The 26,339-nt window shown below is 38.7% G+C and carries 18 protein-coding genes; 8 read left to right on the top strand and 10 right to left on the bottom strand.

The genetic code is table 11. The features are described 5' to 3' along the window. The first annotated feature begins 50 nt into the window (after positions 1-50). Entirely contained in the window at positions 51-3,377 is a 3,327-nt protein-coding gene (locus EI546_RS12865) for a glycosyltransferase family 117 protein (protein WP_128250920.1), read from the top strand. Beyond that, complete coding sequence (locus tag EI546_RS12860; RefSeq protein WP_240673112.1) at positions 3,377-4,036, top strand: polysaccharide deacetylase family protein; 660 nt, start codon at positions 3,377-3,379, stop codon at positions 4,034-4,036. The genes EI546_RS12865 and EI546_RS12860 overlap by 1 nt, the downstream gene beginning before the upstream one ends. A gap of 6 nt (positions 4,037-4,042) precedes the next feature. Here EI546_RS12860 and EI546_RS12855 read toward each other — a convergent pair whose 3' ends face one another. Both EI546_RS12855 and EI546_RS12850 read right to left on the bottom strand, forming a co-directional pair. Then, on the bottom strand, positions 4,043-4,339 hold the full coding sequence (locus EI546_RS12855; RefSeq protein ID WP_128250919.1) for a thioredoxin family protein: 297 nt from the start codon (positions 4,337-4,339) through the stop codon (positions 4,043-4,045). Positions 4,340-4,394: 55 nt separating this feature from the next. Continuing rightward, the gene (locus tag EI546_RS12850; protein WP_128250918.1) at positions 4,395-5,621 is read right to left on the bottom strand and encodes a metallophosphoesterase; all 1,227 of its coding nucleotides are present in this window, start codon (positions 5,619-5,621) and stop codon (positions 4,395-4,397) included. Positions 5,622-5,721: 100 nt separating this feature from the next. Here EI546_RS12850 and EI546_RS12845 point away from each other — a divergent pair, with 100 nt between their 5' ends. From EI546_RS12845 to EI546_RS12835, 3 genes are all read left to right on the top strand, one after another. After that, positions 5,722-8,643, top strand: coding sequence for a GH92 family glycosyl hydrolase (locus EI546_RS12845; RefSeq protein WP_128250917.1), 2,922 nt, complete (start codon positions 5,722-5,724; stop codon positions 8,641-8,643). Between the two features lie 184 nt (positions 8,644-8,827). After that, on the top strand, positions 8,828-9,823 hold the full coding sequence (locus EI546_RS12840) for an isoaspartyl peptidase/L-asparaginase family protein (protein WP_128250916.1): 996 nt from the start codon (positions 8,828-8,830) through the stop codon (positions 9,821-9,823). 107 nt (positions 9,824-9,930) lie between these two features. Next, complete coding sequence (locus EI546_RS12835; protein WP_128250915.1) at positions 9,931-11,238, top strand: sugar MFS transporter; 1,308 nt, start codon at positions 9,931-9,933, stop codon at positions 11,236-11,238. A 23-nt stretch (positions 11,239-11,261) separates the two neighbouring features. Here EI546_RS12835 and EI546_RS12830 read toward each other — a convergent pair whose 3' ends face one another. The 5 genes from EI546_RS12830 to cphA all read right to left on the bottom strand — a co-directional run bounded on the left by EI546_RS12830 (position 11,262) and on the right by cphA (position 16,444). Next, complete coding sequence (locus EI546_RS12830; protein WP_128250914.1) at positions 11,262-11,651, bottom strand: type II toxin-antitoxin system VapC family toxin; 390 nt, start codon at positions 11,649-11,651, stop codon at positions 11,262-11,264. Further along, on the bottom strand, positions 11,636-11,851 hold the full coding sequence (locus EI546_RS12825; protein ID WP_164905235.1) for a hypothetical protein: 216 nt from the start codon (positions 11,849-11,851) through the stop codon (positions 11,636-11,638). The genes EI546_RS12830 and EI546_RS12825 overlap by 16 nt, the downstream gene beginning before the upstream one ends. A 471-nt stretch (positions 11,852-12,322) precedes the next feature. Then, entirely contained in the window at positions 12,323-13,135 is an 813-nt protein-coding gene (locus EI546_RS12815) for an alpha/beta hydrolase (RefSeq protein ID WP_128250911.1), read from the bottom strand. 54 nt (positions 13,136-13,189) lie between these two features. Next, positions 13,190-13,789 (bottom strand): glycoside hydrolase family protein, encoded by a 600-nt coding sequence (locus EI546_RS12810; RefSeq protein WP_128250910.1) that lies wholly within the window; start codon positions 13,787-13,789, stop codon positions 13,190-13,192. Positions 13,790-13,798: 9 nt separating this feature from the next. After that, entirely contained in the window at positions 13,799-16,444 is a 2,646-nt protein-coding gene (gene cphA, locus EI546_RS12805; RefSeq protein WP_128250909.1) for a cyanophycin synthetase, read from the bottom strand. 95 nt (positions 16,445-16,539) lie between these two features. On the opposite strand from cphA, the gene EI546_RS12800 reads away from it, so the two are divergent. Further along, positions 16,540-17,412 (top strand): cyanophycinase, encoded by an 873-nt coding sequence (locus EI546_RS12800; protein WP_128250908.1) that lies wholly within the window; start codon positions 16,540-16,542, stop codon positions 17,410-17,412. Positions 17,413-17,550: 138 nt separating this feature from the next. Here EI546_RS12800 and EI546_RS12795 read toward each other — a convergent pair whose 3' ends face one another. Further along, on the bottom strand, positions 17,551-18,489 hold the full coding sequence (locus EI546_RS12795; protein WP_128250907.1) for an isoaspartyl peptidase/L-asparaginase family protein: 939 nt from the start codon (positions 18,487-18,489) through the stop codon (positions 17,551-17,553). A 491-nt stretch (positions 18,490-18,980) separates the two neighbouring features. Between EI546_RS12795 and polA the strand changes: the two genes are divergently transcribed. Together polA and EI546_RS12785 are read left to right on the top strand one after the other, a co-directional pair. Beyond that, positions 18,981-21,824 (top strand): DNA polymerase I, encoded by a 2,844-nt coding sequence (gene polA / locus EI546_RS12790; protein WP_128250906.1) that lies wholly within the window; start codon positions 18,981-18,983, stop codon positions 21,822-21,824. A gap of 116 nt (positions 21,825-21,940) precedes the next feature. Next, entirely contained in the window at positions 21,941-23,125 is a 1,185-nt protein-coding gene (locus EI546_RS12785; protein ID WP_128250905.1) for a TlpA family protein disulfide reductase, read from the top strand. Positions 23,126-23,234: 109 nt separating this feature from the next. On the opposite strand, the gene EI546_RS12780 is transcribed toward EI546_RS12785, so the two are convergent. Together EI546_RS12780 and EI546_RS12775 are read right to left on the bottom strand one after the other, a co-directional pair. Next, positions 23,235-24,845, bottom strand: a complete 1,611-nt coding sequence (locus EI546_RS12780; RefSeq protein ID WP_128250904.1) for a toll/interleukin-1 receptor domain-containing protein — start codon at positions 24,843-24,845, stop codon at positions 23,235-23,237. A 3-nt stretch (positions 24,846-24,848) separates the two neighbouring features. Further along, positions 24,849-26,036, bottom strand: a complete 1,188-nt coding sequence (locus EI546_RS12775) for a hypothetical protein (RefSeq protein ID WP_128250903.1) — start codon at positions 26,034-26,036, stop codon at positions 24,849-24,851. Positions 26,037-26,339 lie beyond the last annotated feature (303 nt).

The raw sequence follows: 26,339 nt of genomic DNA, 5'->3' as shown, positions 1-26,339 counted from the left end.
CAGTTTGCATATTATTATTAAATTCGCAGCAGCTAATTTTAGACGCACTTATGGGATCCTTCAATTTTATAAAATGGAATAAAATCACCGGCTGGGTAGTCTTTGCCATTGCATTGACAACCTACTGGCTGACAGTAGAGCCAACTGCCAGTTTTTGGGATGCGGGTGAATATATAACTACTTCCAGTAATTTGGAGGTAGGGCATCCTCCAGGAGCACCTTTATACCAGTTGATTGGAGCCGTTTTCTCTATTTTCGCACCTGATGCCTCCTATATCGCCCTCGCCGTAAACTTGATGTCGGTATTCGCAAGTGCATTCGCCATCTTGTTTATGTTCTGGTCCCTGACAATCCTGCTAACAAATCTAATTTCAAAGCATCAGGAAATCAATAAAATAAATGCTATTGCAATCTTGGGAAGCTCCGCCATTGGCGCCCTGGCTTTCTCGTTTACCGATAGTTTTTGGTTTAATGCGGTAGAAGCCGAAGTGTATGCAATGGCAGCGTGCCTGATGTCCATTATGTTCTATTGCGGATTACGATGGGAACGTGAAATGCTCGAACCCCGTGGAAATCGCTGGGCTGTTCTTATCGCATTTATCATCGGACTTTCATTTGGAGTACACTTTATGGCTCTGCTTACCATTCCGGCTATCGGATTCCTATATTTCTTTAAACACACCGAAACAGTAAACATTAAAAACTTTATCGTCGCAAATTTTGTGACTGTTGCTATTCTCCTCTTCATTTTCATCTTTTTATTACCGATGTCTATGAAGTTCTTTAGTGGCGCCGAGGTTTTCTTTATCAATTCGGTGGGACTTCCTTTTAACAGCGGGACTATAATTGCAGCATTGATCTTTATTGTTCTTTTTTACTATCTGTTACGCCTTACTCTGAAACGAGATTATGTGAAACTGAACACTCTGGTTTTGTGTATTTTGTTCGTTTTTATTGGGTTTTCAAGTTGGTTGATGCTTCCGATCCGAGCGAATGCTGGTACTGTGATAAATGAAAACAATCCGGACAACGCGAGGGAGTTATTGGCTTATTATAACCGTGAACAATATCCCGAAACGCATCTTCTTTATGGCCCCAATTTTACGGAATCGTATGTAGGATTGGATGAGGACAATCCTTATAAGGATGATAAACCCAACTATGAAAAGGACGAGGCCACGGGCAAATATGTGATTGTAAATAATTACAAAAACGCCAGCCAAAATACTGAGGACGCGCAAAAAGGATTTTTGCCCCGAATGTGGAGTACAGAACACGCCGCCAACTATATGGAATTTACCGGCGGATTGGAATTCTCGGTAAAAAGTGATTACTTGGATGAACCGAGATTGGTGGAAGAAGTCAACAAGTTTAAACAGGCCTACAGGCAAGGATTAGTTGATACGGCAGACTATGATAAATTCCTCAAAAATTTCGGCCAATACCTAAATATTGAAAGACCTACATTTTTCCAAAATATGAAATTCATGTTTGAATTTCAGTTTGGATATATGTACTGGCGCTATTTGATGTGGAATTTTACCGGGAGACAGGATGACATTCAAGGCCGTTATGATGATTTGCACGGAAACTGGATCAGCGGTATAAAATTTATCGATGAGCTCCGACTTGGTAATCAGGATAATCTGCCCAGCGATATGAAAAATAACAAGGCACGGAATACCTATTTTTTCCTCCCTCTTATTCTAGGTATTATCGGCATTGTATTTCATTATAAGAACGACAAAAAGAGTTTTTGGGTGCTTTTGGTGTTTTTCCTTTTTACAGGTTTGGCATTAAAAGTTTATCTAAATGAAAGACCTTTTGAGCCCAGAGAGCGGGATTATGCTCTGGTTGGTAGCTTTTATGTGTTCGCTATGTGGATAGGGTATGGAGTTTATGCACTATTTGATTTGATGAAGGGTTACTTAAAACCTAAAATTGCCTTACCGGTGGTTCTCGTAGCCACTGCTCTTGCAGCACCTATTCTTTTGGCAACCCAAAATTGGGATGATCACGACCGAAGCAATAGATATACTGCCCAAGCTATGGGAAAAATGTATTTGGATTCATGTGATGAAAACGGAATATTGTTCACTATTGGCGACAATGACACTTTCGCTTTGTGGTATGCGCAAAACGTAGAAGGATATCGACAAGATGTTCGTATCGTAAATACAAGTCTCTTCCAAACGGACTGGTATATTGACGATATGAAGAAGAAAGCCTTTACGAGCGATCCCATTCCCTCACAATTGACCCACAACAAATACCGTTGGGGAACGCGGGATTTCTTGGTTTTCCAACAAACCTCAAAAGATACAGTTGATATAAAAACTTGGATGAACTTTGTTGCCAACGATACTCCATCTACCCAAATGGAACTTCCAAGTGGGCAGATTGTAAATACTTTCCCTTCCAAAGTGATTCGGATTCCGGTGGATAAAGAAAGCGTATTAAAACACGGAATTGTCAATCCAAAAGATGCAGACAAGATCGTCAGTGATATTTATATTACGCTAAAAAGCGATATCATCTATAAAAACCGAATGATGATGTTGGATATTATCGCAAACAATAATTGGGAGCGACCTATATATTTCAGCGGAGGTAGTTTTGGCGACGATGATTATTTATGGATGAAGGATTATCTGCAACTCGATGGCGTAGTTTATAAACTTGTACCCATTAAAACTCCGGTAAACAAGAAAAATCCTTTCGATATGGGAAGGGTGGATACCGACAAGATGTACGATATCGTAATGAATTGGGACTGGGGCAATAATGGCAATCCGGATATCTATCACGATACCGAAACACGAAAAAATGGTATAACCTACAGAAGCAATTTAGCGCGTTTGGCAGAGTCTCTTATAAATGAAGGACAAGATGAAAAAGCTGAAAAAATCCTTGATCTGGCAATGGAAAAAATGCCCGTGGAATATTTTGAATATTACTCGTTACTAGAACCTTATGTTTTGGGTTACTATGAGTTGGATAAGGTTGAAAAGGCAAGAAAAGTTTATGAGGAAGTCACCAAAATGTACCAAGAACATCTCATTTATTACAACAGCCTAAAATTTAATAGACAGCGGAATATTGCGCAGGATATAATAAGCGATATGGAGCGATATCGAAGTTTGGTGAAAATTGTTGTAATTTATGATGATGAGGAATTTGGCCGTGCCGAAGCCAAGAAATTTAATGACTATTTAAAAATGTTCCGTCACTTCTATTCTCCTGATGAGGAAATGGATGTGGACAAAAATATTCCAAAAGATTCTTCCATCGAAATGCAGTTTGACTCCACCCTATTTGAAAAAATTGAACAAAATCCGGTACATAGTCAAGAGAATTCTCCTATAATTGACAAATAGTGGACCTGAGAATTGCAAGAATACCCAAATTCGTTCAGCTTCTTTTTCCTGAACGAATTTGGACTATTCCAAATGATAAAGATTGTGTTTATCTCACTTTTGATGACGGTCCCAATCCTGAAGTTACTCCCTGGGTACTGGAGGAATTAAAAAAACATTGCGCAAAAGCCACTTTTTTTTGTATTGGTAAAAATGTAGGGAAAAGGCCGGAAATATTTCAACAGATTCTTTCTGAAGGCCATTCCGTGGGAAACCATACATTCGACCATTTGAATGGATGGAAAACCAAAACTTCGGAATATATTGAGAATGTGGAAAAGGCTGAAAGTCGGATGGTGAATAATTCAGAATTCGAAATTCTGAATTCTGAATTATTTCGTCCGCCTTATGGACGGCTTGCCTCAAAACAGGCAAAACTATTGAAGAAGAAAGGTTATAAAATAATAATGTGGAGCATCATCAGTTTCGATTATGATGCCAAGCTTTCAAAAGAGAAATGTCTTCAAAACGTTCTGAAGAATCTAAAACCAGGTAGTATTGTCGTTTTTCACGATAGTTTAAAAGCAGAAAAGAATCTTCGTTACGCCCTTCCGAAGACGTTAGAATTCATTGCAAAAAAAGGCTGGAAATGTTCATCAATTCAAAATTCTGAATTCTGAAAATAATTAAAGATATTCATTCACAAGATCCACTAAGGTACGGGAATCCTGCTCCCCACTTTGGCGCCATTTCATTTCTCCATTTTTATAAATAATGAAGGTAGGGATATCTCGGACACGTAGCGCTTCTGCCAGTTCTTTGTTTTTATCCACATCAATTTTTATCACCCTACCTGTATCACCAAGAGTGGTGGCAACTTCACGCAGAATTGGACTCATTTCCTGGCAGACCTTATCGGTTTCAGAATAAAAATTCAACAATACGGGTACACGGGTATCAATTAATTCTCCAAATTTTGACATACGCCTGTGGTATTTAGGTAATCAATAGTAATACAAATATAACATTTCTGAAAAATTATACTGTATGCTGTCTCTTTTTAAGTTGTATAACGGTAATCTCGGGCCAAATTCCAACCCTTCCAGGATAGCCCAGATATCCAAATCCTCGGTTTACGTTAATATATCTTCCGAACTCTTCATAGACACCAGCCCAGTTTTTATATCTATATTGAATGGGACTCCATTTCACTACTCCTGGAATTTCCACCCCAAATTGCATCCCGTGGGTATGACCGCTAAGGGTAAGATGAAAATTACGGGGATCATTTTTTACCTTTTCTTGCCAGTGCGAGGGATCGTGGCTCATCAATATTTTAAAATCGGATTGGGCAATTCCTTCACTGGCCTTATCAAGATCACCGGCTTTAATAAATCCATGATCTCCCCAGTTTTCTACTCCTACCAATGCTATTTTTTGATCCTTTCTTTTTATATATCTATTTTCATTCAGCAGCAAATCCCAACCCATTTCTCGTTGAATATCCTTTAATCTATCTAGGTTTTCCTTTTTTTCAGTTTGGGAATTCCATTTCATATAGTCACCATAATCGTGATTTCCCAAAACAGAAAAAACTCCATCCCTGGCTTTCAATTTAGAGAATGTAGGCTTCCACTTTTCAATTTCATCGGCAATATTGTTCACTAAATCGCCGGTAAATAAAATCACATCACTTTTCTGCTCGTTCGCCAAGTTTACAGCATACTCCACCTTGTGCTTGTTATCAAAACTGCCACAATGTATATCACTCAGTTGTGTAAGGGTATAACCATCGAAGGCATCTGGCAAGTCATCAAATTCCAAGACGTATCTTAAAACCTTATAATTATATTTTCCCTGTACCATTCCATAAATCAAGGATGCGAAAGGTATTGCGGCTATTCCCAAGGCGATGGTGCTAACAAATTTTCTGCGAGAGCCCATAAAAGCTGTATCCCGACTTCCCGCCACTTTCATAAAAAGACCCACGAAAAAACGTCCTATATCCTCCCCGAACATAAAAATGATCAGGATTAATTTGGGTATAAAAACGGCAAGGAATATCCCAAAGAAGTACAACTTTGGGGGTTGCATCATTTTACCGGTTCCCATAAAGGAAAGTTCATAAAAAAGACCCGCCAGGACAGCAGCCGAGATAAGAAAATAAAGCCACGGAACCCACGAACTTTTGGTGAGCGCTCTAATAGCTTGAAAAGAGTAAATGTCAACAAGAATATAAACGGCAATAAAAATAACCCAACGCATAGAAAAAATAAAGGTTAAAGGTAGTAAGTTCCAATTTATGACACCTTTGCTTCACTTATATTTAACGGTTTTAGTATCTTTCCGCCCTTTAATCCCCACCATGAGAAAACAACTATTTTTACTTCCAGTTTTACTGATTACGGCTTTTTTTCAGCCATCGTTTTTGGCATTCTCCCAAAAACCATCTTCAAGTAAAAAACTAATTTCATTTGTAAATCCATTTATCGGTACCGGAGGCCATGGCCATACCTATCCAGGAGCCACTATGCCCTTTGGAATGATGCAGTTAAGTCCTGATAGCCGCTTGGATGGCTGGGATGGCTGTAGTGGATATCATTATTCCGATGAATATATTTATGGTTTTTCACATACCCACCTCAGCGGTACGGGCGTAAGCGACTATGGCGATGTGCTCTTAATGCCCACTAACGCCGTAATTTTCAATAATGGCGCTGATGAAAAGCCAGGCTACCGGGCCCACTTTTCACATAAAAATGAACTTGCTTCTCCTGGTTACTATAAGGTTCTTTTAGATGATACCAACATTGAAGTGGAACTGACGGTTTCGGAAAGAAGCGGAACGCATCGTTATACTTTTCCGAAGAATTCCAAACAAATAATTATTCTTGATCTCGAGCATAGGGATCAGGTGTTAAGTGCAGAAATTAAAACAGCTTCAAACATCGAGATTTCTGGTCATCGTCATTCCAAGGCGTGGGCAGAAAATCAAATGCTGTTCTACAACCTCCAATTTTCAAGACCGTATAAAAAGGTGGAATTCTATACCAATTCCGAAGGAAAGAAGCATAAAGCCGCTTTCGAATTCGACCCTTCGCAAGGGAACCGTGTGGAAGTAAAAGTAGGAATTTCGGCAGTAGATGAGGCTGGCGCAAAAATGAACTTGGAAACTGAAATTGGAAATAAATCCTTTGAACAAATTAAAGCAAATGCTGAAGAAATTTGGGAGAAACAACTTCAAAAAATCTCAATAGAAACTGAAGATAAAAATCAAAAAACCGTTTTTTATACTGCTCTTTACCATACAATGATCGCTCCAAATCTATATCAAGATGTTGATGGTCGCTACCGGGGAATGGATTTAAAAGTACATCAAACCGACAATTTTGAGAATTATACGGTGTTTTCTCTTTGGGATACCTACCGTGCGGCACATCCACTTTATACAATCATTGAAAAGGACAGGACCAATGAATTTATAAAATCTCTCTTGGCAAAGCACGACGAAGGTGGAATTCTACCGATCTGGCCGTTGGCAGCCAATTATACAGGCTGCATGATTGGTTATCACGCCGTGCCTGTAATAGCTGATGCTTATCTAAAGGGAATCCGCGGTTACGATGTGGATAAGGCCTACCAAGCTATGAAACACAGTGCCACACAAGATAAATTAGGCCTTAAAAGTTATAAGGAATTTGGTTTCATTCCTGGGGAAGATGAAAGCGAATCGGTTTCAAAAACTTTAGAATACGCCTACGACGATTGGACAATCGCTGAAATGGCGAAAGCAATGGGTAAAACCGAGGATTATAAACTTTACACGGAAAGAGCACAGTATTATAAGAACGTTTACGACCCAGCAACTAAGTTTATGCGCGGCCGATTCAGAAATACTTGGTTCGCGCCTTTTGATCCCTATGAAGTTAATTTCAATTACACCGAAGCCAATTCGTGGCAGTATAGCTTTTATGCTCCGCAGGACCTTTCGGGGTTAATTAACCTAATGGGCGGAAAAAAGAAATTTGAAACCCAACTCGATGAACTTTTCACTGCGGAAACAGAAACATCTGGACGCCAACAAGTGGATATTACTGGATTAATCGGTCAGTACGCGCATGGAAATGAGCCCAGCCACCATATGGCATATCTATATAATTTTGTCAACAAACCTGCAAAAACCCAGGAACGTATTCATGAAATTATGACCACCCAATATCACAATGCACCCGATGGTATTTCCGGTAACGAGGACTGTGGACAGATGAGTGCTTGGTATATTTTCAGCGCAATGGGCTTTTATCCTGTTACTCCCGCAAGCAATGAATACATTATAGGAACTCCCTTATTCGAGAAGAGCGTAATCAATCTGGAAGATGGGAAAAAATTCGAGGTGATAGCTAAAAACATTTCCGATAAAAATATTTACATCGCTTCCGCTAGCTTAAATGGTAAGCCATTAAACAGAAGTTATTTGTACCACAACGAAATAATGGAGGGAGGAAAATTGGTTTTTTCAATGACCGATCAACCATCTAAGTGGGCAACCAAAGACAGCGAGATTCCAAAAACTGAAATCAAAGAACACTTGATTGTAACTGCTCCCTTTATTTCAAAAGGAGAAGTAGCCTTTAAAAACAAGACAGAAGTTTTATTGGGAGTAGCTGAGGGAAATCCGGAAATTTATTTTTCCTTAAATAATTCCGAATTCAAAAAATACGATCAACCATTTACACTTTCGGAAGAAGCCGTTCTGAAAACATATGCGCAGAAAGATGAAAAAAAGAGTCCGATTATAACTACTCATTTCTATAAAATAGATCCTAACCTTAGTATAAAACTGGAAACCGAATACGCCAACCAGTACAATGGCGGTGGTGCAAATGCATTAATTGACGGGATTCACGGCGCAAACGATTTCCGAACCGGAACTTGGCAAGGTTATCACGATGTGGATTTAAAAGCTACTGTAAATTTAGGTTCCAAAAAAGAAGTGAAAACGGTAACAGTGAATTTCCTTCAGGACCAACGTTCGTGGATTTTTTATCCTACTGAAGTAACCTGTTGGGCGTCTGTCGATGGAAAAAATTTCACTGAAATATCCACGCAAGCAATTGAGTCTGCAAAACCTTCGGAAGAAGTTGAAATTGAAACTGTTTCATTCGATGTATCAAAGGATGTTCAGTATGTTAAGATCCAAGCAAAAAATTTGGGTGATTTACCTGAAGGACATTTGGGTTACGGTGGAAAAGCTTGGATTTTTGTGGATGAGATCGAGATAAAGTGAGCCAGGACCGAAAGGAAACAGGAATTAGGACGATTTGAACCACGTCTGAAAGGATCCACGAACCACGTCTGAAAGGATCCACGAACCACGACGGCTTGAACCACGACTAAACCTAACAGGTCTTCGAGACCTGTTAGGTTTGAAATACGAACCCAAGAAACTTCGAACCAGAAATTGAGAATCTATGAAACGTAGAAAATTTATACAAAACGCATCGCTTTCAACATTGGGAATCGCAGTGGGCAGCACACTCTTTGCATCGGAGAAAAAACTTCCCATTCTCGATAATAATTCTGAAACAGGCAAGGACAATTACCCTTTGGTTATTGCCACATGGAACGTAAAAGAAAGCACACAAGCCGCTTGGGAAACACTTCAACAAGGAAAGTCGGCCCTTGACGCCATAGAGCAAGGTTGTAGAATAGAAGAAGCCAATGCCGAGGGACAATCGGTTGGTATTGGTGGCCTGCCAGACAGAGATGGCAACGTAACCTTGGATGCCTGCATTATGGACAGCAAGGGGAATTATGGAGCTGTGGTTTATCTGCAGAATATTCTACATCCCATTTCAGTGGCGAGGAAAGTAATGGAAGATACGCCCCACGTGATTTTGGCTGGGAAAGGTGCGGAAAAATTCGCAATCTCCGAAGGTTTTAAACCTGTTGATCTGCTAACAGAAAAATCTAAAAAAGATTGGGAGGAGTGGAAAAAAACTTCCAAATACAAACCCATTATCAATATTGAAAACCACGATACAATTGGGATGTTGGCGATTGATAAAAATGGAGATATCGCCGGCGGTTGTACCACTAGCGGATTGGCTTACAAAATGGCAGGCCGTGTGGGAGATTCTCCAATTATTGGTGCGGGATTATTTATCGATAACGAAGTGGGCGGTGCAACCGCAACTGGCTTGGGAGAAGAAGTTCTAAAAACCGTGGGTAGTTTTTTAATTGTAGAATTGATGCGCCAGGGCAAAAGTCCGCAGGAAGCGTGTGAGGAAGCTATTGGAAGAATCATCCATAAGAATCCAGATTATAAAGATTTTCAGGTGGGATATATTGCCGTAAATAAAAGAGGCGAAACTGGGTTTTACTCAATCCACGATGGTTTTTCAGTTACAAAATTTCAAAACGACAATAACGAGAATATTCCTTCAGATTTCTATGATAAAAAATAAATCTTCCGTGCCTTCTGTGCCCCTGCCCGTCTGGCAGGCGGGGCTGTGGTAAAAATTCTACCACAAAGTCACAGAGAACACAGAGAGTCTCCTTAACCAAACTTTTTATGACCGAAAAAAAATCCTTCCGCGCCGCCTTTATTACTGTTACCGTTCTATTTTTTCTATGGGGTTTTATCACCGTATTGGTGGACAGTCTCGTGCCCCGACTGAGGGATGTTTTTGAGCTTAGTTATTTTCAGGCCGGCTTGGTGCAATTTGCTTTCTTCTTGGCTTATTTCATTATCTCCGTTCCTGCAGGTGCGCTTCTATCTCGTATTGGTTACCAAAAAGGGATCATCGTGGGCTTGGTGACAATGGCCGTTGGCTGTTTGCTATTTTATCCTGCTGCCTCAGAAAGGGTTTTTTGGATATTTCTAGTGGCTTACTTCACGCTCGCGGGGGGAATCACAGTTTTGCAAGTTGCCGCTAATCCTTACGTATCAGTATTGGGAAGTGAAGATGGCGCGTCAAGTCGTTTGAATCTTTCGCAAGCTTTTAACTCCTTGGGAACCGCAATTGCGCCGTTGATTGGTGCGTCATTTTTGCTTAGCGATACTATAAAATCATCTGAAGAGATTTCAGTTTTAACAGATATGGACAGAAGTTCCTATTACGTTTCCGAAGCATCTGCCGTACAAACGCCCTTTCTGTATATCGCAGGATTTATAGGCTTATTGGCACTGATGTTCTTATTTATAAAACTTCCGAAGATTCTAGAAAAAAGTCCGGTGGGTGGGTATGGAAAGCTTTTAAAAAACAAAATTGTAATGTTGGGGGCATTAGGGATCTTCGTTTACGTAGGTGCTGAAGTTGCCATTGGTAGTTATTTGGTGAATTATTTTATGAGTATGAATCTTTCTTCTATAATTCTAGAAAATGAAACGATGAATTCCGTAGCACAAAGTTTACTAAATACTGATTTAAGTTCAATAGACCCTAAGGCTATAGTAGGAGCCTTTATTGTGTTTTATTGGAGTGGTGCGATGGTGGGACGGTTTATAGGGGCATATTTAACTAAGATTATCAAACCCACAAAAGTACTTTCGGTATTTGCTTTTTTGGCCGTTATAATGTTACTGATTTCGATGAACACCAATGGACTAACGGCCATGTGGTCTATTCTCGCCGTGGGTCTGTTTAACTCCATTATGTTCCCCACCATATTCGCCCTGACTATTGATGGGCTGGGGGATTTAAAACCCCAAGCTTCAGGACTTTTGTGTATGGCAATTGTGGGGGGAGCAGTAATCCCACCGATGTATGGATTTCTGACCGATAATATCGGATTTAAGCTCGCGCTTATCTTGCTTATTGCTTGTTATGGATATATTGCTTTCTTTGGAATTATGAAGCGGAAGAAAGCCATTTCATAATAATAATAATAATAATAACTTATTTATGTAACAAGTGTTAGTCCATCTATACGCTCAAAGTGGTTTACATTCAATGTCGCAATGCCAATATTATGGGTCATTGCTGTTGCACCTATAAACAAGTCTGCGAGGTCAATTTGTTTTCTATTACGCTTAAGTGCTGCATTTATAGTAACGGCTGTATCTACACAACTTTCATCAAAAGAGAGGACGAGGATAGTTGCCAATATTGTATCCCATAATGCAACCTGACTCGGTGTGGCTCCAGCATATACTTCATATTTCGTAATGGAAGAAATGGCAAATTCATATTCTTTTTCAATAAGTCTAATCCAGACGGAATTAGCTTTATCTGTTTTTCGATACCAGTCAATCAGTATCGATGTATCAATTAATATTAACTCGCCCGCCATTGATTGATGGATTTTCTATTGCCTTCTATCGTTTCCAATTGCTTTTGGGTTGCAACCGGACCTTTTAAAAGAAGTGACTTTAAAGTGGCATTGTCTTTCTCCTTTGAGATAATCCTTTCCATTTCGGCTTTTAACTGCAAGAGTCTTTTTGATGGCAATTTCTTTATGATGGCCACCAACTTTTCAAATTCTATGTCCATCTGTACCTGCATCTTACAAATATATTAAATTTCGTAACCATTCGGAATAGACAATTATTGGATATCCTGTTTTTGACAATAATAGATAAAGTAGGTTTGAGAAAAAGATTCTGTGCTCTCTGTGTCTCAGTGGTTGTTTTTTTAAGGCAAAGGACGCAGAGGCGCGCAGAGACCGCAGAGTTTATTTATTCTTAAATAACATCTTTATAGACATCTTTTACAGTCCAATTTTCAAGTTGTGAATTTGAACATAATTATCAAAATCATCAAAAACAAAGGCAAGCTCATAACGGCTAAAATCCCCAAACAGCCTTTCGTAACAATTCCCCCAACTTTCTGATTTCTTCCACTTTTAGTCAAAGGAATTCCGATTTTTCGAGAAATGTTGGATTTTGCACGGGAAACACCTAACAAGCGTTTCCAAGAAAAACCCCCTCTGTTCATAATGATTAACTTATTGAATTTCTGAGCCTATTTCGCATTTAATGTCCAAATCAAGGCCTTCTCTTTGGTCGCTCTAAATATGGTATTGTGCTTTTCGTTTGGTTCATCAGAGTACTTCCACGTTAATTCATTTGGTGAATCTGTTTTTAAAGTCATTGCCAAATTTTTGGTGTGGGGTGAAATATCTGGTTGCGTAGAGCCAGCAAACCATAGTCTGATCTTTTTATTTGGAAAATTTGCCAATATTTTATTTGCATTTCTTTCTAAATAATGATCATTCCACCAAAGTGATGGATCCATTGCAATATAGAAATCGAATGCTTCAGGTTTTAAAAAGAAGGTTTCCATTACGAAAAGTCCTGAAAGAGATTCTCCAATCAATCCTTTTTCGTCAGTAACTCTATATTTTTCATTTATTTCTGAAAATAATTCATCCGTAATAAATGCTCTGAAATTTTTGGCTCCATCGGTGAGCGGACAATATTTTGCATCTCCTTCCACTTCAGAAAAACCAGTTAAATCTCTTCCTCTTTCGGTGTTTTCAATTCCTACTAAAATTATTGGAGGGATACTTTTACTCTCAATCAATTCAGAAAGTGTGTTGGCTATATGTGGAAAATCCTCTTTTATTCCGCCATCTGCCATATTTAAAACTGGAAAAGAGTCGTTTCCTTCGGCGTAGTTAGGTGGTGTCCACACGTTTATTACTCTGGTTTCATTTACTAATTTTGACTCAATCTTAAATTCATCGTGAGGTGGAATTGGATCATTATAAGTAGGCTGAGTGCCACAACTGATAAGCATGAATACCAAAATAGATAAATAATAAAATTTAATCATGGCTATTTGAATTAAATGGTTTTTCTATTTACAGATTGTTAATCGGATTTACTTTTAAAAACTATATGTTTTCACTTCTGAATTTTCGTTATCAAAAAGAATCGTAGCTGTTTTTGAAGGGGAGTCGGCAGAACCGGCAACAACAGATGGATTTGAAGGATAAGAACCATTTTTATACTCAAGTTCCCGCCATTTCCCTTCAGAATGAACCTTCAAAACCTTCCAGCCATTTTTAAAGGTATCTTCAACATAAATTGGGGTCTGCATCACCGTGAATTCTGTAATGGGCTGGAGTTCGTCATTCAACAAAACCATATTACATCCTCCGGAACCACAAAAATAGCTAGTGATGAAATTTAAAAGAATCTCTTTTCTTCCATCGCTGTTTAAGTCGATTTGATATAACTGGATTTTTCGTTGGTCTTTGGGTATAACTCTTAAATCTCTTTCTGTCAGGTAATCTGTGAGGATATAATTTTCCAATCGATCCAATAACGCCTTCATCTCACTGCTCGTATCCTCCTCTGAGTCAGAAATTATAATCCTCTCCGTTTTTTGAGAAGGTAGCTCAGATTTATCACTTTTCGAATTTGTCTCTTTACAGGAAATCAACAGGGCTGCGGCCAAGAGGAATATTGAAATTACTTTAGTCACTCCTGAAAATTAAAAAGAATTATTGTCAACAAAATTCCCATTTATCCTTTCCTGCTCTTTAAAATGCATTACTAGCTCCAGAGCATCCGGAATTACATCGCTACAGCAAATTATCAGGGAACCAGGGATAGCATTTTTTACCGCGAAGGTGATAGCCTCTTTCTCCGAAGGAATAATTGTAGTTTTTTTATTGGGATCCTTTGCTTTAATTCCTTCATTTAGCATTCCGATGAGTTCGTCTTCCGATTTTCCGCGCAGATTCTTGTCCTGACGGATGATGATTTCATCAAACATCTCGGCAGCGATGCTTCCCAATTCTCTTGTATCCTCATCTCTTCTATCGCCAACACCGGCAATAATTCCAACTTTCACCGTTGCGTCAAGATTATTTGTAAATTTTTGAAGAGCCCGCATTCCCGCTGGATTATGAGCGTAGTCCAATAAAATATCAAAATTCTCAAATTTGAACAGATTTAATCGTCCGGGTGTTTGAGAAGCAGAAGGAATAAAACTTTCCAACGCCATTTTCATATCCTCTATACTAATCCCCTTTACGTTGGCAGCAATAATTGCAGGCAGTATATTCTGAATCATAAAAGGTGCTTTTCCACCGTAGGTCAGTGGAATGTTCTCCGCTTTCATCACCCGCATTTTCCAAGTGCCTCGACATAAAGTAACATATCCATTTTCATAAATGGCAGTAATACCGCCTAATTTTTGAAGGGCCTTTATTCTGGGATTATCTTCATCCATAGAGAAAAGGGCGAGATTACAGGTTATGGCGCGCCGCATTTCATACACCAAATCGTCATCCGCATTCAGAATGGCATAGCCATCGGGCAAAACTGTTTCTGGAATTACACCTTTAACCTTTGCCAATTGCTCAACAGTATGAATACCTTTCAATCCAAGGTGGTCTGCTTCCACGTTTGTAACGATTCCAACATCACATTTTTTAAATCCTAATCCGGCCCGAAGCAATCCGCCACGGGCGCATTCAAGTACTGCAAAATTTACCGTGGGATCTTTCAAAACGAATTCCGCACTGGCAGGGCCCGTGCAATCTCCTTTCATCAATAATCTGTTTTGGATATACACGCCGTCACTGGTGGTGTAGCCTACACGATATCCTTTCATTTTTGCCATATGGGCAATCAGACGTGTAGTGGTAGTTTTTCCATTGGTTCCCGTAACAGCTATAATGGGGATTCTCCCCGTATCTCCCTGTTTTGGGAAAAGTTTATCCACAACAGGTGCAGCCACGTTGCGTGGCAGACCGCTGGTTGGCGCTAAGTGCATCCTAAATCCCGGACCAGCATTAACTTCTAGAACAGCCCCTCCAGTTTCTTCCAAAGGTTGACTAATATCGGTGGTCATTATATCAATTCCACAGATATCCAGATCTATAATTTTTGAAATCCGCTCAGCCATGGAAACATTGGAAGGGTGAACAATATCCGTAACATCTTCCGCCGTACCGCCTGTGCTGAGATTGGCCGTATCTTTTAGGATTACCATTTCACCTTTTAAAGGAATGGAATCTTCCGTATATCCTATAGCCTCCAGAATTGTGCGGGTCAGGTTGTTGATGGTTATTTGCGTAAGTACATTTTCATGACCATAACCTCTTCTTGGATTACTGTTTTCAAGATCAACCAATTCCTTAATGGTGGATTTCCCGTCTCCAATAACGTGGGCAGGTGTACGTTTTGCCGCTGCGACCAGCACATTGTTTATAACTAAAAGTCGATAATCCTCGCCTGTGATGTATTTTTCGATAATTATTTTATGCGAAACTTCCTTCGCTGCCCTAAAGGCAACCAAAGCGTCTGCGTAATTGGTAATATTTACGGTAATTCCCCGACCATGATTTCCATCAATAGGTTTTACAACCAACGGGAAACCAACATAATTGCAAGCTTCTTCAAGGCTACCTTCTCTAGAGATGATGTCGCCTCGAGGCACGAGCACTTCAGCCTGTTCTAATAAAAATTTAGTATCTTCTTTATCACAGGCAAGCTCAACCCCTATGCTACTTGTTTCTGAAGTAACCGTAGCCTGAATTCGTTTTTGGTTGGCTCCATATCCCAATTGACATAGCGAATATTTATTAAGCCGAATCCACGGAATTCCTCTGCTTTCTGCTTCTTCAACAATTGAGCCGGTACTTGGACCCAATCTCTCGCTTTCCCGAAGCTCGCGCATGCGCTGTATATCTGCTTCCAGATCATAATGATCACCCGAAATGAGTGCTTTACAAATATCCACAGCAGCTTTTGCTGCATATCGGCCCACGTTTTCTTCCAAATAACTGAATACAACATTATAGACCCCCTTTTCGCCATATCCTCTGGTTCGTCCAAATCCCGTATCCATACCAGCCAGAGTTTGAATTTCCAGAGCGATATGCTCAATAACGTGCCCCATCCAAGTACCCTCTTCCACACGCTGAAAAAAACCTCCCGGCTCACCTACAGAGCAACGGTGACTGTACATACTGGGAAACATCATCTTTAACCTATCGCCAAAGCCATCAATCTTATTAGAAGGTAAGTCCTCCATTTCTTCAAGATCCAAGACCATTACAATTAATTTATGACGACGTATAGACCAGTAGTTTGGTCCACGCATAGCATTAATTTCCCTAATTCGCATATGTAAATTTTTAAATTTTCAATTTCGGATTTGATAAATATATAATTAATTTCTATAACATTTACTGTATTTTTGTCCCCAAATTAAATTAATTCATGAGCGTAAAAGGAATTCTAATACCAATAGGTGGTAATGAGGACAAAGGGAACGGAGAAAACGAAAGATATACCCTTGAATATATAACAGAAGGAATTTTATCCCGAATATTAAAAGAGAGCGGTGGAAAACAAGCAACCGTAATTGTAATCCCCACAGCTTCAAGCATACCCGTTGAGGTAAGCAGAAATTATCGGGAAGCTTTTGACAAATTGGGGTGTGAGCGCGTTCATATAATGGACATAAGAAGCCGTGAAGATGCTGAAACTCCAGAATATCTGGAATTGATGAGAAAAGCAGACTGCGTAATGTTCAGTGGTGGTGATCAATCCAAAATCGTTAAATATATTGGCGGAACCGCCCTTGATGATATCATTAAGGATAGGTATCACAACGAAAGGTTTGTCATTGCTGGAACAAGTGCGGGTGCCATGTGTATGGGCGAAGAAATGATTACTGGCGGAGGCGTTCAAGAAGCTTTTACAAAAGGCGCCACCGGAATGGGCAAAGGAATGGGTTATATCCACAATTTTATAATCGATTCCCATTTTATCCGGCGAGGCCGTTTTGGAAGACTTGCTGAAGCGGTAGCTCGATTTCCCAAGTTAATAGGAATTGGATTGGCGGAAGACACTGGCTTAGTTATCAAAAATGGTAATGAATGTGAAGTAATTGGCTCCGGAATGGTTATTCTATTCGATCCCCGCAGGTTAATTCACAATAATCAAGCGGTAGTTAAAGAGGGCTCTCCAATGTCTATAACCAACCTTAAAATCCATATTCTTGCTAATGGTGATGAACTTAACATTAAAAAGAGAAAGGTAGTTTTCTCCCCGATGCACCTTAAGCTAACGGATGTGGAGACGCTGTGATTTAGTGGTCAGTGGTCTCCTCTGTCTACGCTTAAAGCTCCGGCGGACAAGAGTGGTCAGTTTAAAGTTAATAACAAAGTTTCTCCATAATTCTGGATTCTGAATTCTGAATTCTGAATTCAGAATTTAAAATTATGTCTAATTCCCATAAATTAATATCCCCGCTTCCCCTTCAGAAGTCTTAAATCCACGGTACATTCCTTCGGTATTGAAGGGCATGGCAATGTTTCCTTGTGCATCAACGGCAACCAATCCGCCATCTCCACCAATTTCCAGAACTCTTTTATTTATTACTTCGGAAGTGGCTTTTTCTAAAGTCATTCCTTTATATTCCATTAAACAGGAAACATCATAAGCCACCACTCCACGGATAAAGAACTCGCCGCTACCCGTACAACTTACCGCACAGGTTTTGTTATTGGCGTAATTTCCAGCACCAATAATTGGACTATCCCCTACCCGTCCCCAGCGTTTATTGGTCATTCCGCCCGTTGAAGTTGCTGCGGCAATATTCCCATTTTTATCACAAGCCACTGCTCCTACCGTACCAAACTTACTATCTTTTTTGTCACTGTGATCCAGTTGAAAATCATCGCTATCTTTAATTTCTTGCCATTGTTGATATCGGAATTCGTCATAAAAATATTCTTGTGATTCCAATTTATATCCTAAACTATCTGCAAAACGCATCGCACCTTCTCCGGCCAAAAAGACGTGATTACTCTTTTCCATAACATCTCTCGCCAAGGCTACGGGATTTTTAATTCCAGTAATCAAGGAAACGGCACCTGCTTCCAAAGTTTTTCCATCCATTATAGCAGCATCCATTTCGTGCGTGCCTTCATTAGTGAAGACGCTTCCCTTTCCAGCATTGAAAAGTGGTGAGTTTTCCAGTTTTCTTACAGCAGCTTCAACAGCATCAATAGCGCATCCTCCCGATTCAAGGATCTTATATCCACTTTCTAAAGCATATTCCAAAGCTGCTTTATACTGCCCTTCTTTTTCAGGGGTCATTAATCCTTTTACGAGAGTACCTGCACCACCGTGAATGGCTATACTGAATTTTTTATGTTCCATTGATATTATTTGTTCTAGCAAAAATACAGTTTGCTTTTAAATTTGAATTAAAAAACACCTTACAGATTCAAAAACTCGTGAGGTCTCGTTCCATCTGGAATATGATTAGTAAAATAATTAAGCACTTTTAAATCACTTATTTGTTTTCCACTTTCTAAAATAGCTTTTACCTCTTTCTTTTTAAGCAAGTCACGAATCCCTGTTTTTTTTTGATTAAAGAACTAATTTTAACCCAATATATAGCTTTCCTCTTCTAACTTGCGGTACTATTTATTCTGATGCCAATAGAAGAAATACCAAAATTTCTTTTCCACCGAAAAGCATTCAATTGTGAAGGGTTATTTTTATTTTTGAAGATATTGAAAATACTTGTTGACAGATTGATGGAGGTGATTGAATTTCAGTTGAAAACGTTATTTTCAAGTTATCCATTAAAAAGACGTCTGCGAGTAAATTCGCGGAGATACCAATTTTCAAATTAAAAATTATTCATGTCCACTCAAAAAAGACTATTCCTCCTAGATGCCTATGCCCTAATTTTTCGTGGGTATTATGCACTTATAAAAAATCCGACCATAAATTCTAAAGGTCAAGATACCTCAGCTGTTCTCGGATTTATGAATTCACTTTTTGATGTAATTCGACGCGAACGTCCGGACCACCTTGCTGTTTGTTTTGATAAAGATGGAAGCGCAGAGCGTACTGAACTTTTCCCTGATTATAAAGGAAATAGGGATGCTACACCCGATGTAATTAAAGAATCCATTCCTATAATTCAGGAAATTATTAAGGCCATGCATATTCCCTGCGTGGAACTCTCAGGATTGGAAGCCGACGATATTATCGGAACTCTTGCCAAACAGGCCGAAAAACAAGGATATCAGGTTTATATGGTAACTCCCGATAAAGATTTCGCACAATTGGTTTCCGAAAACATTTTTATGTACCGCCCAGCACGAATGGGAAATGCCATAGAAATTTGGGGAATTGACGAAGTTAAAAAACGCTTCGGGGTAGAACGACCAGAACAGGTTATCGATTATTTGGGAATGATGGGCGATGCTAGTGATAACATCCCTGGATTACCCGGCGTTGGCGATAAAACGGCCAAGAAATTTTTGGAGGAATTTGGCTCTATGGAAAATCTTTTGGCAAATACCCACATGCTTAAAGGCAGGATGAGAGAGAAAGTAGAAGAGAATGCGGAATTGGGGATTCTGTCCAAAAAACTTGCAACTATTTTTACTGAATGCGAGGTTACGTTTCACGAAGAAGATTATCAACTTTCCATGCCCGATGGGGAAAAAGTGCAGCAAATTTTTGAAGACTTAGAGTTTAGACGACTTAAAGAGCAGTTTTTAAGATTGTTTACTTCGGAAGTCTCCAATGAACAACAACGGGCAGAAAACTCGTCAATACGGGATACTCCCACTCCTGCTCGTAATATTGAAGCAGGCAGTGGACAATTCAGTCTCTTTGGAGGAGATGGGGAACCTGCGGAAATAAAAAACTTCAACTCTAGAAATACCATAGAAAATACCGAACATTTTTATCAGACGGTTTGGCCTGGAATGGGTAAAAAGTTGTTTCTACAAAATTTGATGAAACAAAAAAGCGTCTGTTTTGATACCCAAACTACCAGCATGGATTGCTTGGAAGCAGAATTGGTCGGTATCGCATTTTCTTGGGAAAAAGGAAAAGGATTTTACCTTCCCTTCCCCGAGAATAAAATGGAAGCGCAATTATTGATAGAGGAATTGCGGGATTTCTTTGAAGATGAATCCATTGAAAAAATTGGCCAAAATTTAAAGAACGATCTTAAAATGCTTGCAAAATATGATGTAAGCGTAAAGGGGAAACTATTCGATACCATGCTCGCACATTACCTTATCAATCCAGATATGCGCCATGATATGTATGTATTAAGCGAAACCTATCTCAATTACACCCCTATTTTAATTGAAGAAGTAATTGGCAAAAAAGGGAAGAACCAAATAAACATGCGCGATGTCGCTATGGAAAAACAGACGGAATATGCTGTAGAAAATGCCGACGTCACTTTTCAACTAAAAAATCATTTTGAAAATGAATTGGGAGAAGCCAGTACACAAGAACTTTTTGATACAATCGAAATTCCCTTGTTGCGTGTTTTGGCGGATATGGAAATGGAAGGTATTAACCTAGATAAGGATTTCCTTGGCTCTCTTTCCGAAGACCTCGATACAGATATTCTTCAACTTGAAAAGAATATATATGAAGAAGCCGAGGAAGAATTTAATATTGCTTCCCCAAAACAGCTTGGAGAGATTCTCTTCGGAAAAATGAAATTGATAGAAAAGCCGAAAAAAACAAAAACCGGTCAATTTTCCACCGCGGAAGATGTCCTTTCAGAATTAGCTAAAGATCATAAAATTATACAGGATGTTCTTGAATATCGAGGTTTAGCGAAATTAAAAAGCACCTATGTAGATGCTCTTCCCAATGAAATAGCCAAAAGCACCAATCGCGTTCATACCGAATATATGCAAACGGTTGCCGCAACTGGCCGATTGAGCAGCAATAATCCCAACCTTCAGAATATTCCCATTAGAACGGAGCGAGGACGTCAAGTGCGAAAGGCTTTTATTCCACGAAATGAAGATTATGTTTTGATGGCGGCAGATTATTCGCAAATTGAACTTCGCATTATCGCCGCTTTAAGTGAAGAGGACAATATGATCGAGGCTTTTAAAAATGGAGAGGATATTCACGCTTCCACAGCATCACGGGTTTTTAATATTCCGATTGAAGAGGTTACACGAGAACATAGAAATAATGCTAAAACGGTTAATTTTGGGATTATCTATGGAGTTTCCGCATTTGGATTGAGTAATCAAACAGATCTTTCCAGATCCGAAGCCAAGGAATTGATCGAAACCTATTATAAAACGTATCCAAAACTACGGAACTATATAAGTGAACAAATACAATTTGCCCGTGAAAACGGATATGTACAAACCGTTTTGGGAAGAAGGCGGTATTTAAAGGATATAAATGGAAGCAATCAAATAGTTCGTGGCGCGGCGGAACGAAACGCGGTAAATGCCCCAATACAAGGAAGTGCGGCAGATATCATAAAAATTGCCATGATAAATATCCATAAAAAGCTTGAAGAAAAAGGTTTTAAAAGTAAGATGCTGCTTCAGGTCCATGATGAATTGGTCTTTGACGCTTATAAACCAGAATTGGAAGATCTTAAAACTCTGGTAAAACACGAGATGGAAAACGCATTTAAGCTTATTGTTCCTTTGGATGTAGATTTGGGTGTTGGGGAAAATTGGTTGGAGGCACATTAATAAGTGGGCAGTGTTCAGTGGCAGTAGTTAGGGTAATCCCTGAATAATACTCGGGCGAAACTGATTTAGTAATTAGATTGATTTAGAAGCTATCTTTAGAAAAAAGAGCAGAAATAATGAAACGCAGATCTATCTTTTTCGCATTGGCAGTCTCTCTTTTTATTGGATGTGTGGAAAAGGAGAAAACTGGAAAGGAAAACTTTTCTGAATTTCTTAAAGCGTATTCGGATAAACTTTCCATTGAATATGATGTTGATTATAGAATTAAGTTTTTCGATTATGACGATACTACCAAATTAAAAGCGCATTGCATTCTTATTAAATCTGAAAAAGATTCCCTCTTTGGCGGATACATTTGGTATAGCCGCAAAGACAGTCTGAATAACTTTACAAAATATTACGACCTATCCGATCTCTATTACATTGACCACAATAAAAAAGAAGTTACTCGATTTGATCTTGAAAAAAATCCTCCATCCTCCATTACAGGGATGGTCGATGGTGAAGTTATTAACATCAATTTCCTAAATCCTCAGAAATTAAAAAAGGCTGCCACGGATTCTTCAAACGTTATTTCTTATTCAAAGGAAAATGACATTGAAAAGATTCAAATAAGAGTAAAAGACGATCCTCCAGTGATCAATCAGTCTTTAGAACTCATAATAGATTCTTCTAACAATCACATTCTAAGGAAAACCTACCAAGCAGAATTGGATAATCTCATTCAGTATAATCAGTGGGACTTATACAATATCCAATTTAACACCTCAACTGCGAAAGACTTAGAAAATCGGTTCCAAGCGCTTACAAAGCAATACATATTCAAAGATTTCAAACCTCGCACTGAAGAAGAAACTGCGCCTTTAAAAAATGGTTCCAAAGTCCCAAAGTTTAAAGGAGAGTACTTTCCACAGAGAAAAGAGCTCTTTAAATCCACTGATCTTAAAGACAAGATTGTACTTTTCGATTTTTGGTACCGCTCATGTCAGCCATGTGTTCAAACCATTCCACAACTCAACAGATTGCATCAAAAATATAAAGATCAGAACATAAAGATCATTGGGCTCAACCCATTTGATAATGATTCTGTTTCCAAGACGAAACTTTTGGATTTTATAAAATATCATAAAATGGATTATCCAATTGTTTTCGTAGATTCGACTACAGTCAAAAAATTCAACGTCTGGAGCTATCCTACTTTATTTATGACTGATAAAAATGGAAAAATTGTCTACTCGAAAACGGGATATGATGAAAATACCGAAAAAGAAATCGATAGTATTTTGAAAGTTATTCAATAATTTATTAGCGTCAACCATTCAAATCTTATGTCTTAAGTGCTATAGCGAAGTGGTCTTTTGTCTGATTCAGACTAAAAAACATAGCTTTCACGCTGTATTATCGCCTTATCTATTTCTCCAATTCCTCCTTAATTTTATCCATGAAATTGGGAGTTGCAGTTATATCGGCAAAATTAATCTGATTATAAATTTCGGGGACTGCTTGATACGAAAACGCAATAGGGAGCAAAAGAAGCAGTTTTTCCACATATCGTTTATACGCTAGGTCCATTTCATTACGACAGTGGTTCTTTTTGTAATATTCTTCTGAAATTACGGGAAGAAAATATTTAGAATCGACAATGGCCCACATATATTTTGAAGTAAACGCCTCGCCAACACCTATACTTTTCTCATCAAAAAAAATGTTCAGCTTATCACCATTGGGTTTTCTATATCCCCTCAATGGCTCTAGCACATTTTTCTTTACCCAGTCACTATTACCGTGCGAGTAGCTTATAAACACATCATATTTCTGTGACCCTTCGGCAATGCCAGTAACTAAAAACTTATACGCAAATCGCCAGGCTAAAAGTGTAGCAATTACCATCCCAATAAGAGTTAGGCCAATAGGAATTATTCTATCAAAATTATAAATGAGAATTCCATAAAGAATGAAAAAAACCAATCCCACCACAAAAGCTAAAACAGCTATGATTTTCGGCTTGGTTTGTAATCCTTTCCAGTATTTAAAAAGAAAGGCAAATATCAGGACGGTAAATAAACTGAAGAAAATGGTTTGACCGATTATAATTGCCACGGAATCCAGTGGTTGTTTTGCAATTTTACTATCAATTATTCTTTCATTTAGTGCCCACGCCATTATATAAGTTCGAGCCATTCCTAAATCCTGCTGGTAATCGTGTTTTAAATCCCCAACAATAATGAATTTATCACGTAAATCTAAGGAAGAACTTTCTGGACTATCTGGAACAAATTTTCCTATTAAATCTTCACCGGTGGCTTCTTCAAAGTTATAAGTGTGGGCGTACATAGGCTCAATTGGTCCAAGAGGGGCGACAAATTGCCGAAATTCTGGAATATAATCAGCATCCCTATCATCTAAGACCACACGTTTAATGACCGATTCAATTTTCACCGTATCGAAAGCTCCATTTATAAAAATATCTGACGGATAAGTTATTAGATCGTCATCTATCCTAAAACCTGCGTGTAATCTACCTCCATCGAAGACGCTATCGTACAAAACCGTCGCTTGCTGGACATCATTTGCTTGAAAACCCAACATTTCATTTTCAAAATAACTTTTTAAACTATAGACGGCATATATTTTAACTCCCTGATCCTTTAAGGAAACCAGTGCCTTCTTTAGTTCCTTTAATTCTATGGAGTCCTTTGAAAAAGAAATATCCAATATTACCGCTCGCGGATATTCCTTCTTATCCTCAACACGGTGTGCTACGGTGTTAAGAAAGGAAATAATACGTTTTCTGAAAACTCCCAAGGAAGCATCTTTAGAGTCCATTTCGGGTTTCTCGAGATCGACAACCATAATTTTCCCACTAAGTTTCTCTGTTGCGGAATCATTATCCATATAAAGCGATCTATAAATGCCCCTATCCCATTGCTTCCAGATACCAGCGAAGGCAAAAGAGAGACCAAGGATCACAAAGAAAGTGAGTAGATAAACGGCGAGTCGTTTAAGGGTAAGAAGGTTCATATATCAATCATTGCTATATTCCTCGGCAAATTGGTAATATTCATTTGCCGTTCCGGTTTCATCCAATAAGTCGTAAGCCCAGCCCAAATAATCACAAATAGTTACCAGATCATCCTTTATATCCCATACTAGATCATGGTCTCCATTTTTTACGGCATACCCTAAATCATCTACATTTTCATATAAGATTTTTTCCAAGGTCCTAACAATCTCCTTGGCAGACATTTTACCTTCGGTTTTGTTGTTTTCATCCTTAGAAAGAATTAAGGCCTCCGCGAGATAGAGGTAAGATTCCAAAGTCAAGAATCCTTCGGGATCGGTTAATTCATAATAGTCTGTAGCCTTCCGAAGAGGATCAATAGCCATATCTGGCTGATCGTTTTCCAAATATAGGCCACCCAATAAACTGAAATTTCCGGCTAATTCTTCAATTAGAGCATAGTCGGGATTACCCAAATCTACATTGTTATCTCTGCTGTAGATTCCGTCATCGAGTGAATTTAAAGCGTCTTTGAATGTTTCGTATCCAATAGCAGGAACCTCATTTGTAATATAGACATCACCTGCAGAGTTTAAGGTCTTTTTTGAGGTAGTAAGTTGTCGCTCCCCCGCCTTTTCACTTCTGTTAATTTCTTTTTTAGGTTTTTCTGCAATAGTAACAGGAACCTCTTCAATTATCGAAATAGTACCTTCTTGAGTTGTAAATTTTGCCTTTTTACTCTTCTCAAAAGCTTGTACCTCAAAAATGGTTCCCTCAGCGTGCGCCCAAGCATACCCATTTCCGGCCTTATAAAAACTGAGATTATTTTTTATATCCTTCAAAACGTGTTGCACCACTCCAGTAAGAGTCTCGGCCTTGATTCCATTTTTTATAAAACTTAATTTTAAGGTAGAATTTGGTCTCATAACCTGCATTTGTCCTTTACACAAAAGAGCTATAGAAGTTCCTTCGGGGGTTTTAAAAGTAGTTCCGGAGTTGTATATTTTTTGGGTATCAAAAGGAACTGGACCCGTAAAGGGACGCTCATTGGGAGCTAAAATGGTTAAATTAACGGTGGTCGCTCTTTCTCCATTAAAAAGCATTTCAATAATCTGAAATTGGGCCGTTGCATTTAGTGATAAGAAAAAAAATAAGGTAGAACCCCATAATTTTGAACGAAAACTAGATTTGTGAAGAAAAATTGTTTTCATAATCTAAATTTATAGTGAGAAAGAAGACAATTAAAGGTACTTAAATTTGTAATAGCCTCCCAACAAACATTAAGATAATCTTATATCATTACAAGATATTTAATTGAAAGCTCAAACATTTCCCCTTTCTATTAAACAAAACACAGTTAATTATTACATAAGAAAAAAACAACAACAAGTAAAATTACTTTTCAAATTAAATACAAATAGATATCGAATGGCAAGTTCAAAAACTTTTATTTTTAAGAATTTTCCCGGTTAGCACCTCTCGATTAGATTCGGGTATGGGAGTAGAAATCACCA

Source organism: Aequorivita sp. H23M31, from assembly GCF_004022485.1.
Classification (GTDB): Bacteria; Bacteroidota; Bacteroidia; order Flavobacteriales; family Flavobacteriaceae; genus Aequorivita; species Aequorivita ciconiae.
The sequence above is the reverse complement of the archived record's forward strand: the minus strand, read 5'-3'. Positions and strand labels throughout refer to the sequence as shown.

What these genes read in the sequence shown, in the direction of transcription:
- EI546_RS12865 (WP_128250920.1), top strand. Translation starts at nt 51, where the DNA reads ATGGGATCCTTCAATTTTATAAAATGGAATAAAATCACCGGCTGGGTA.
- EI546_RS12855 (WP_128250919.1), bottom strand. Translation starts at nt 4,339, where the DNA reads ATGTCAAAATTTGGAGAATTAATTGATACCCGTGTACCCGTATTGTTG.
- EI546_RS12850 (WP_128250918.1), bottom strand. Translation starts at nt 5,621, where the DNA reads ATGCGTTGGGTTATTTTTATTGCCGTTTATATTCTTGTTGACATTTAC.
- EI546_RS12845 (WP_128250917.1), top strand. Translation starts at nt 5,722, where the DNA reads ATGAGAAAACAACTATTTTTACTTCCAGTTTTACTGATTACGGCTTTT.
- EI546_RS12840 (WP_128250916.1), top strand. Translation starts at nt 8,828, where the DNA reads ATGAAACGTAGAAAATTTATACAAAACGCATCGCTTTCAACATTGGGA.
- EI546_RS12835 (WP_128250915.1), top strand. Translation starts at nt 9,931, where the DNA reads ATGACCGAAAAAAAATCCTTCCGCGCCGCCTTTATTACTGTTACCGTT.
- EI546_RS12830 (WP_128250914.1), bottom strand. Translation starts at nt 11,651, where the DNA reads ATGGCGGGCGAGTTAATATTAATTGATACATCGATACTGATTGACTGG.
- EI546_RS12825 (WP_164905235.1), bottom strand. Translation starts at nt 11,851, where the DNA reads ATGGACATAGAATTTGAAAAGTTGGTGGCCATCATAAAGAAATTGCCA.
- EI546_RS12815 (WP_128250911.1), bottom strand. Translation starts at nt 13,135, where the DNA reads ATGATTAAATTTTATTATTTATCTATTTTGGTATTCATGCTTATCAGT.
- cphA (WP_128250909.1), bottom strand. Translation starts at nt 16,444, where the DNA reads ATGCGAATTAGGGAAATTAATGCTATGCGTGGACCAAACTACTGGTCT.
- EI546_RS12800 (WP_128250908.1), top strand. Translation starts at nt 16,540, where the DNA reads ATGAGCGTAAAAGGAATTCTAATACCAATAGGTGGTAATGAGGACAAA.
- EI546_RS12795 (WP_128250907.1), bottom strand. Translation starts at nt 18,489, where the DNA reads ATGGAACATAAAAAATTCAGTATAGCCATTCACGGTGGTGCAGGTACT.
- polA (WP_128250906.1), top strand. Translation starts at nt 18,981, where the DNA reads ATGTCCACTCAAAAAAGACTATTCCTCCTAGATGCCTATGCCCTAATT.
- EI546_RS12785 (WP_128250905.1), top strand. Translation starts at nt 21,941, where the DNA reads ATGAAACGCAGATCTATCTTTTTCGCATTGGCAGTCTCTCTTTTTATT.
- EI546_RS12780 (WP_128250904.1), bottom strand. Translation starts at nt 24,845, where the DNA reads ATGAACCTTCTTACCCTTAAACGACTCGCCGTTTATCTACTCACTTTC.
- EI546_RS12775 (WP_128250903.1), bottom strand. Translation starts at nt 26,036, where the DNA reads ATGAAAACAATTTTTCTTCACAAATCTAGTTTTCGTTCAAAATTATGG.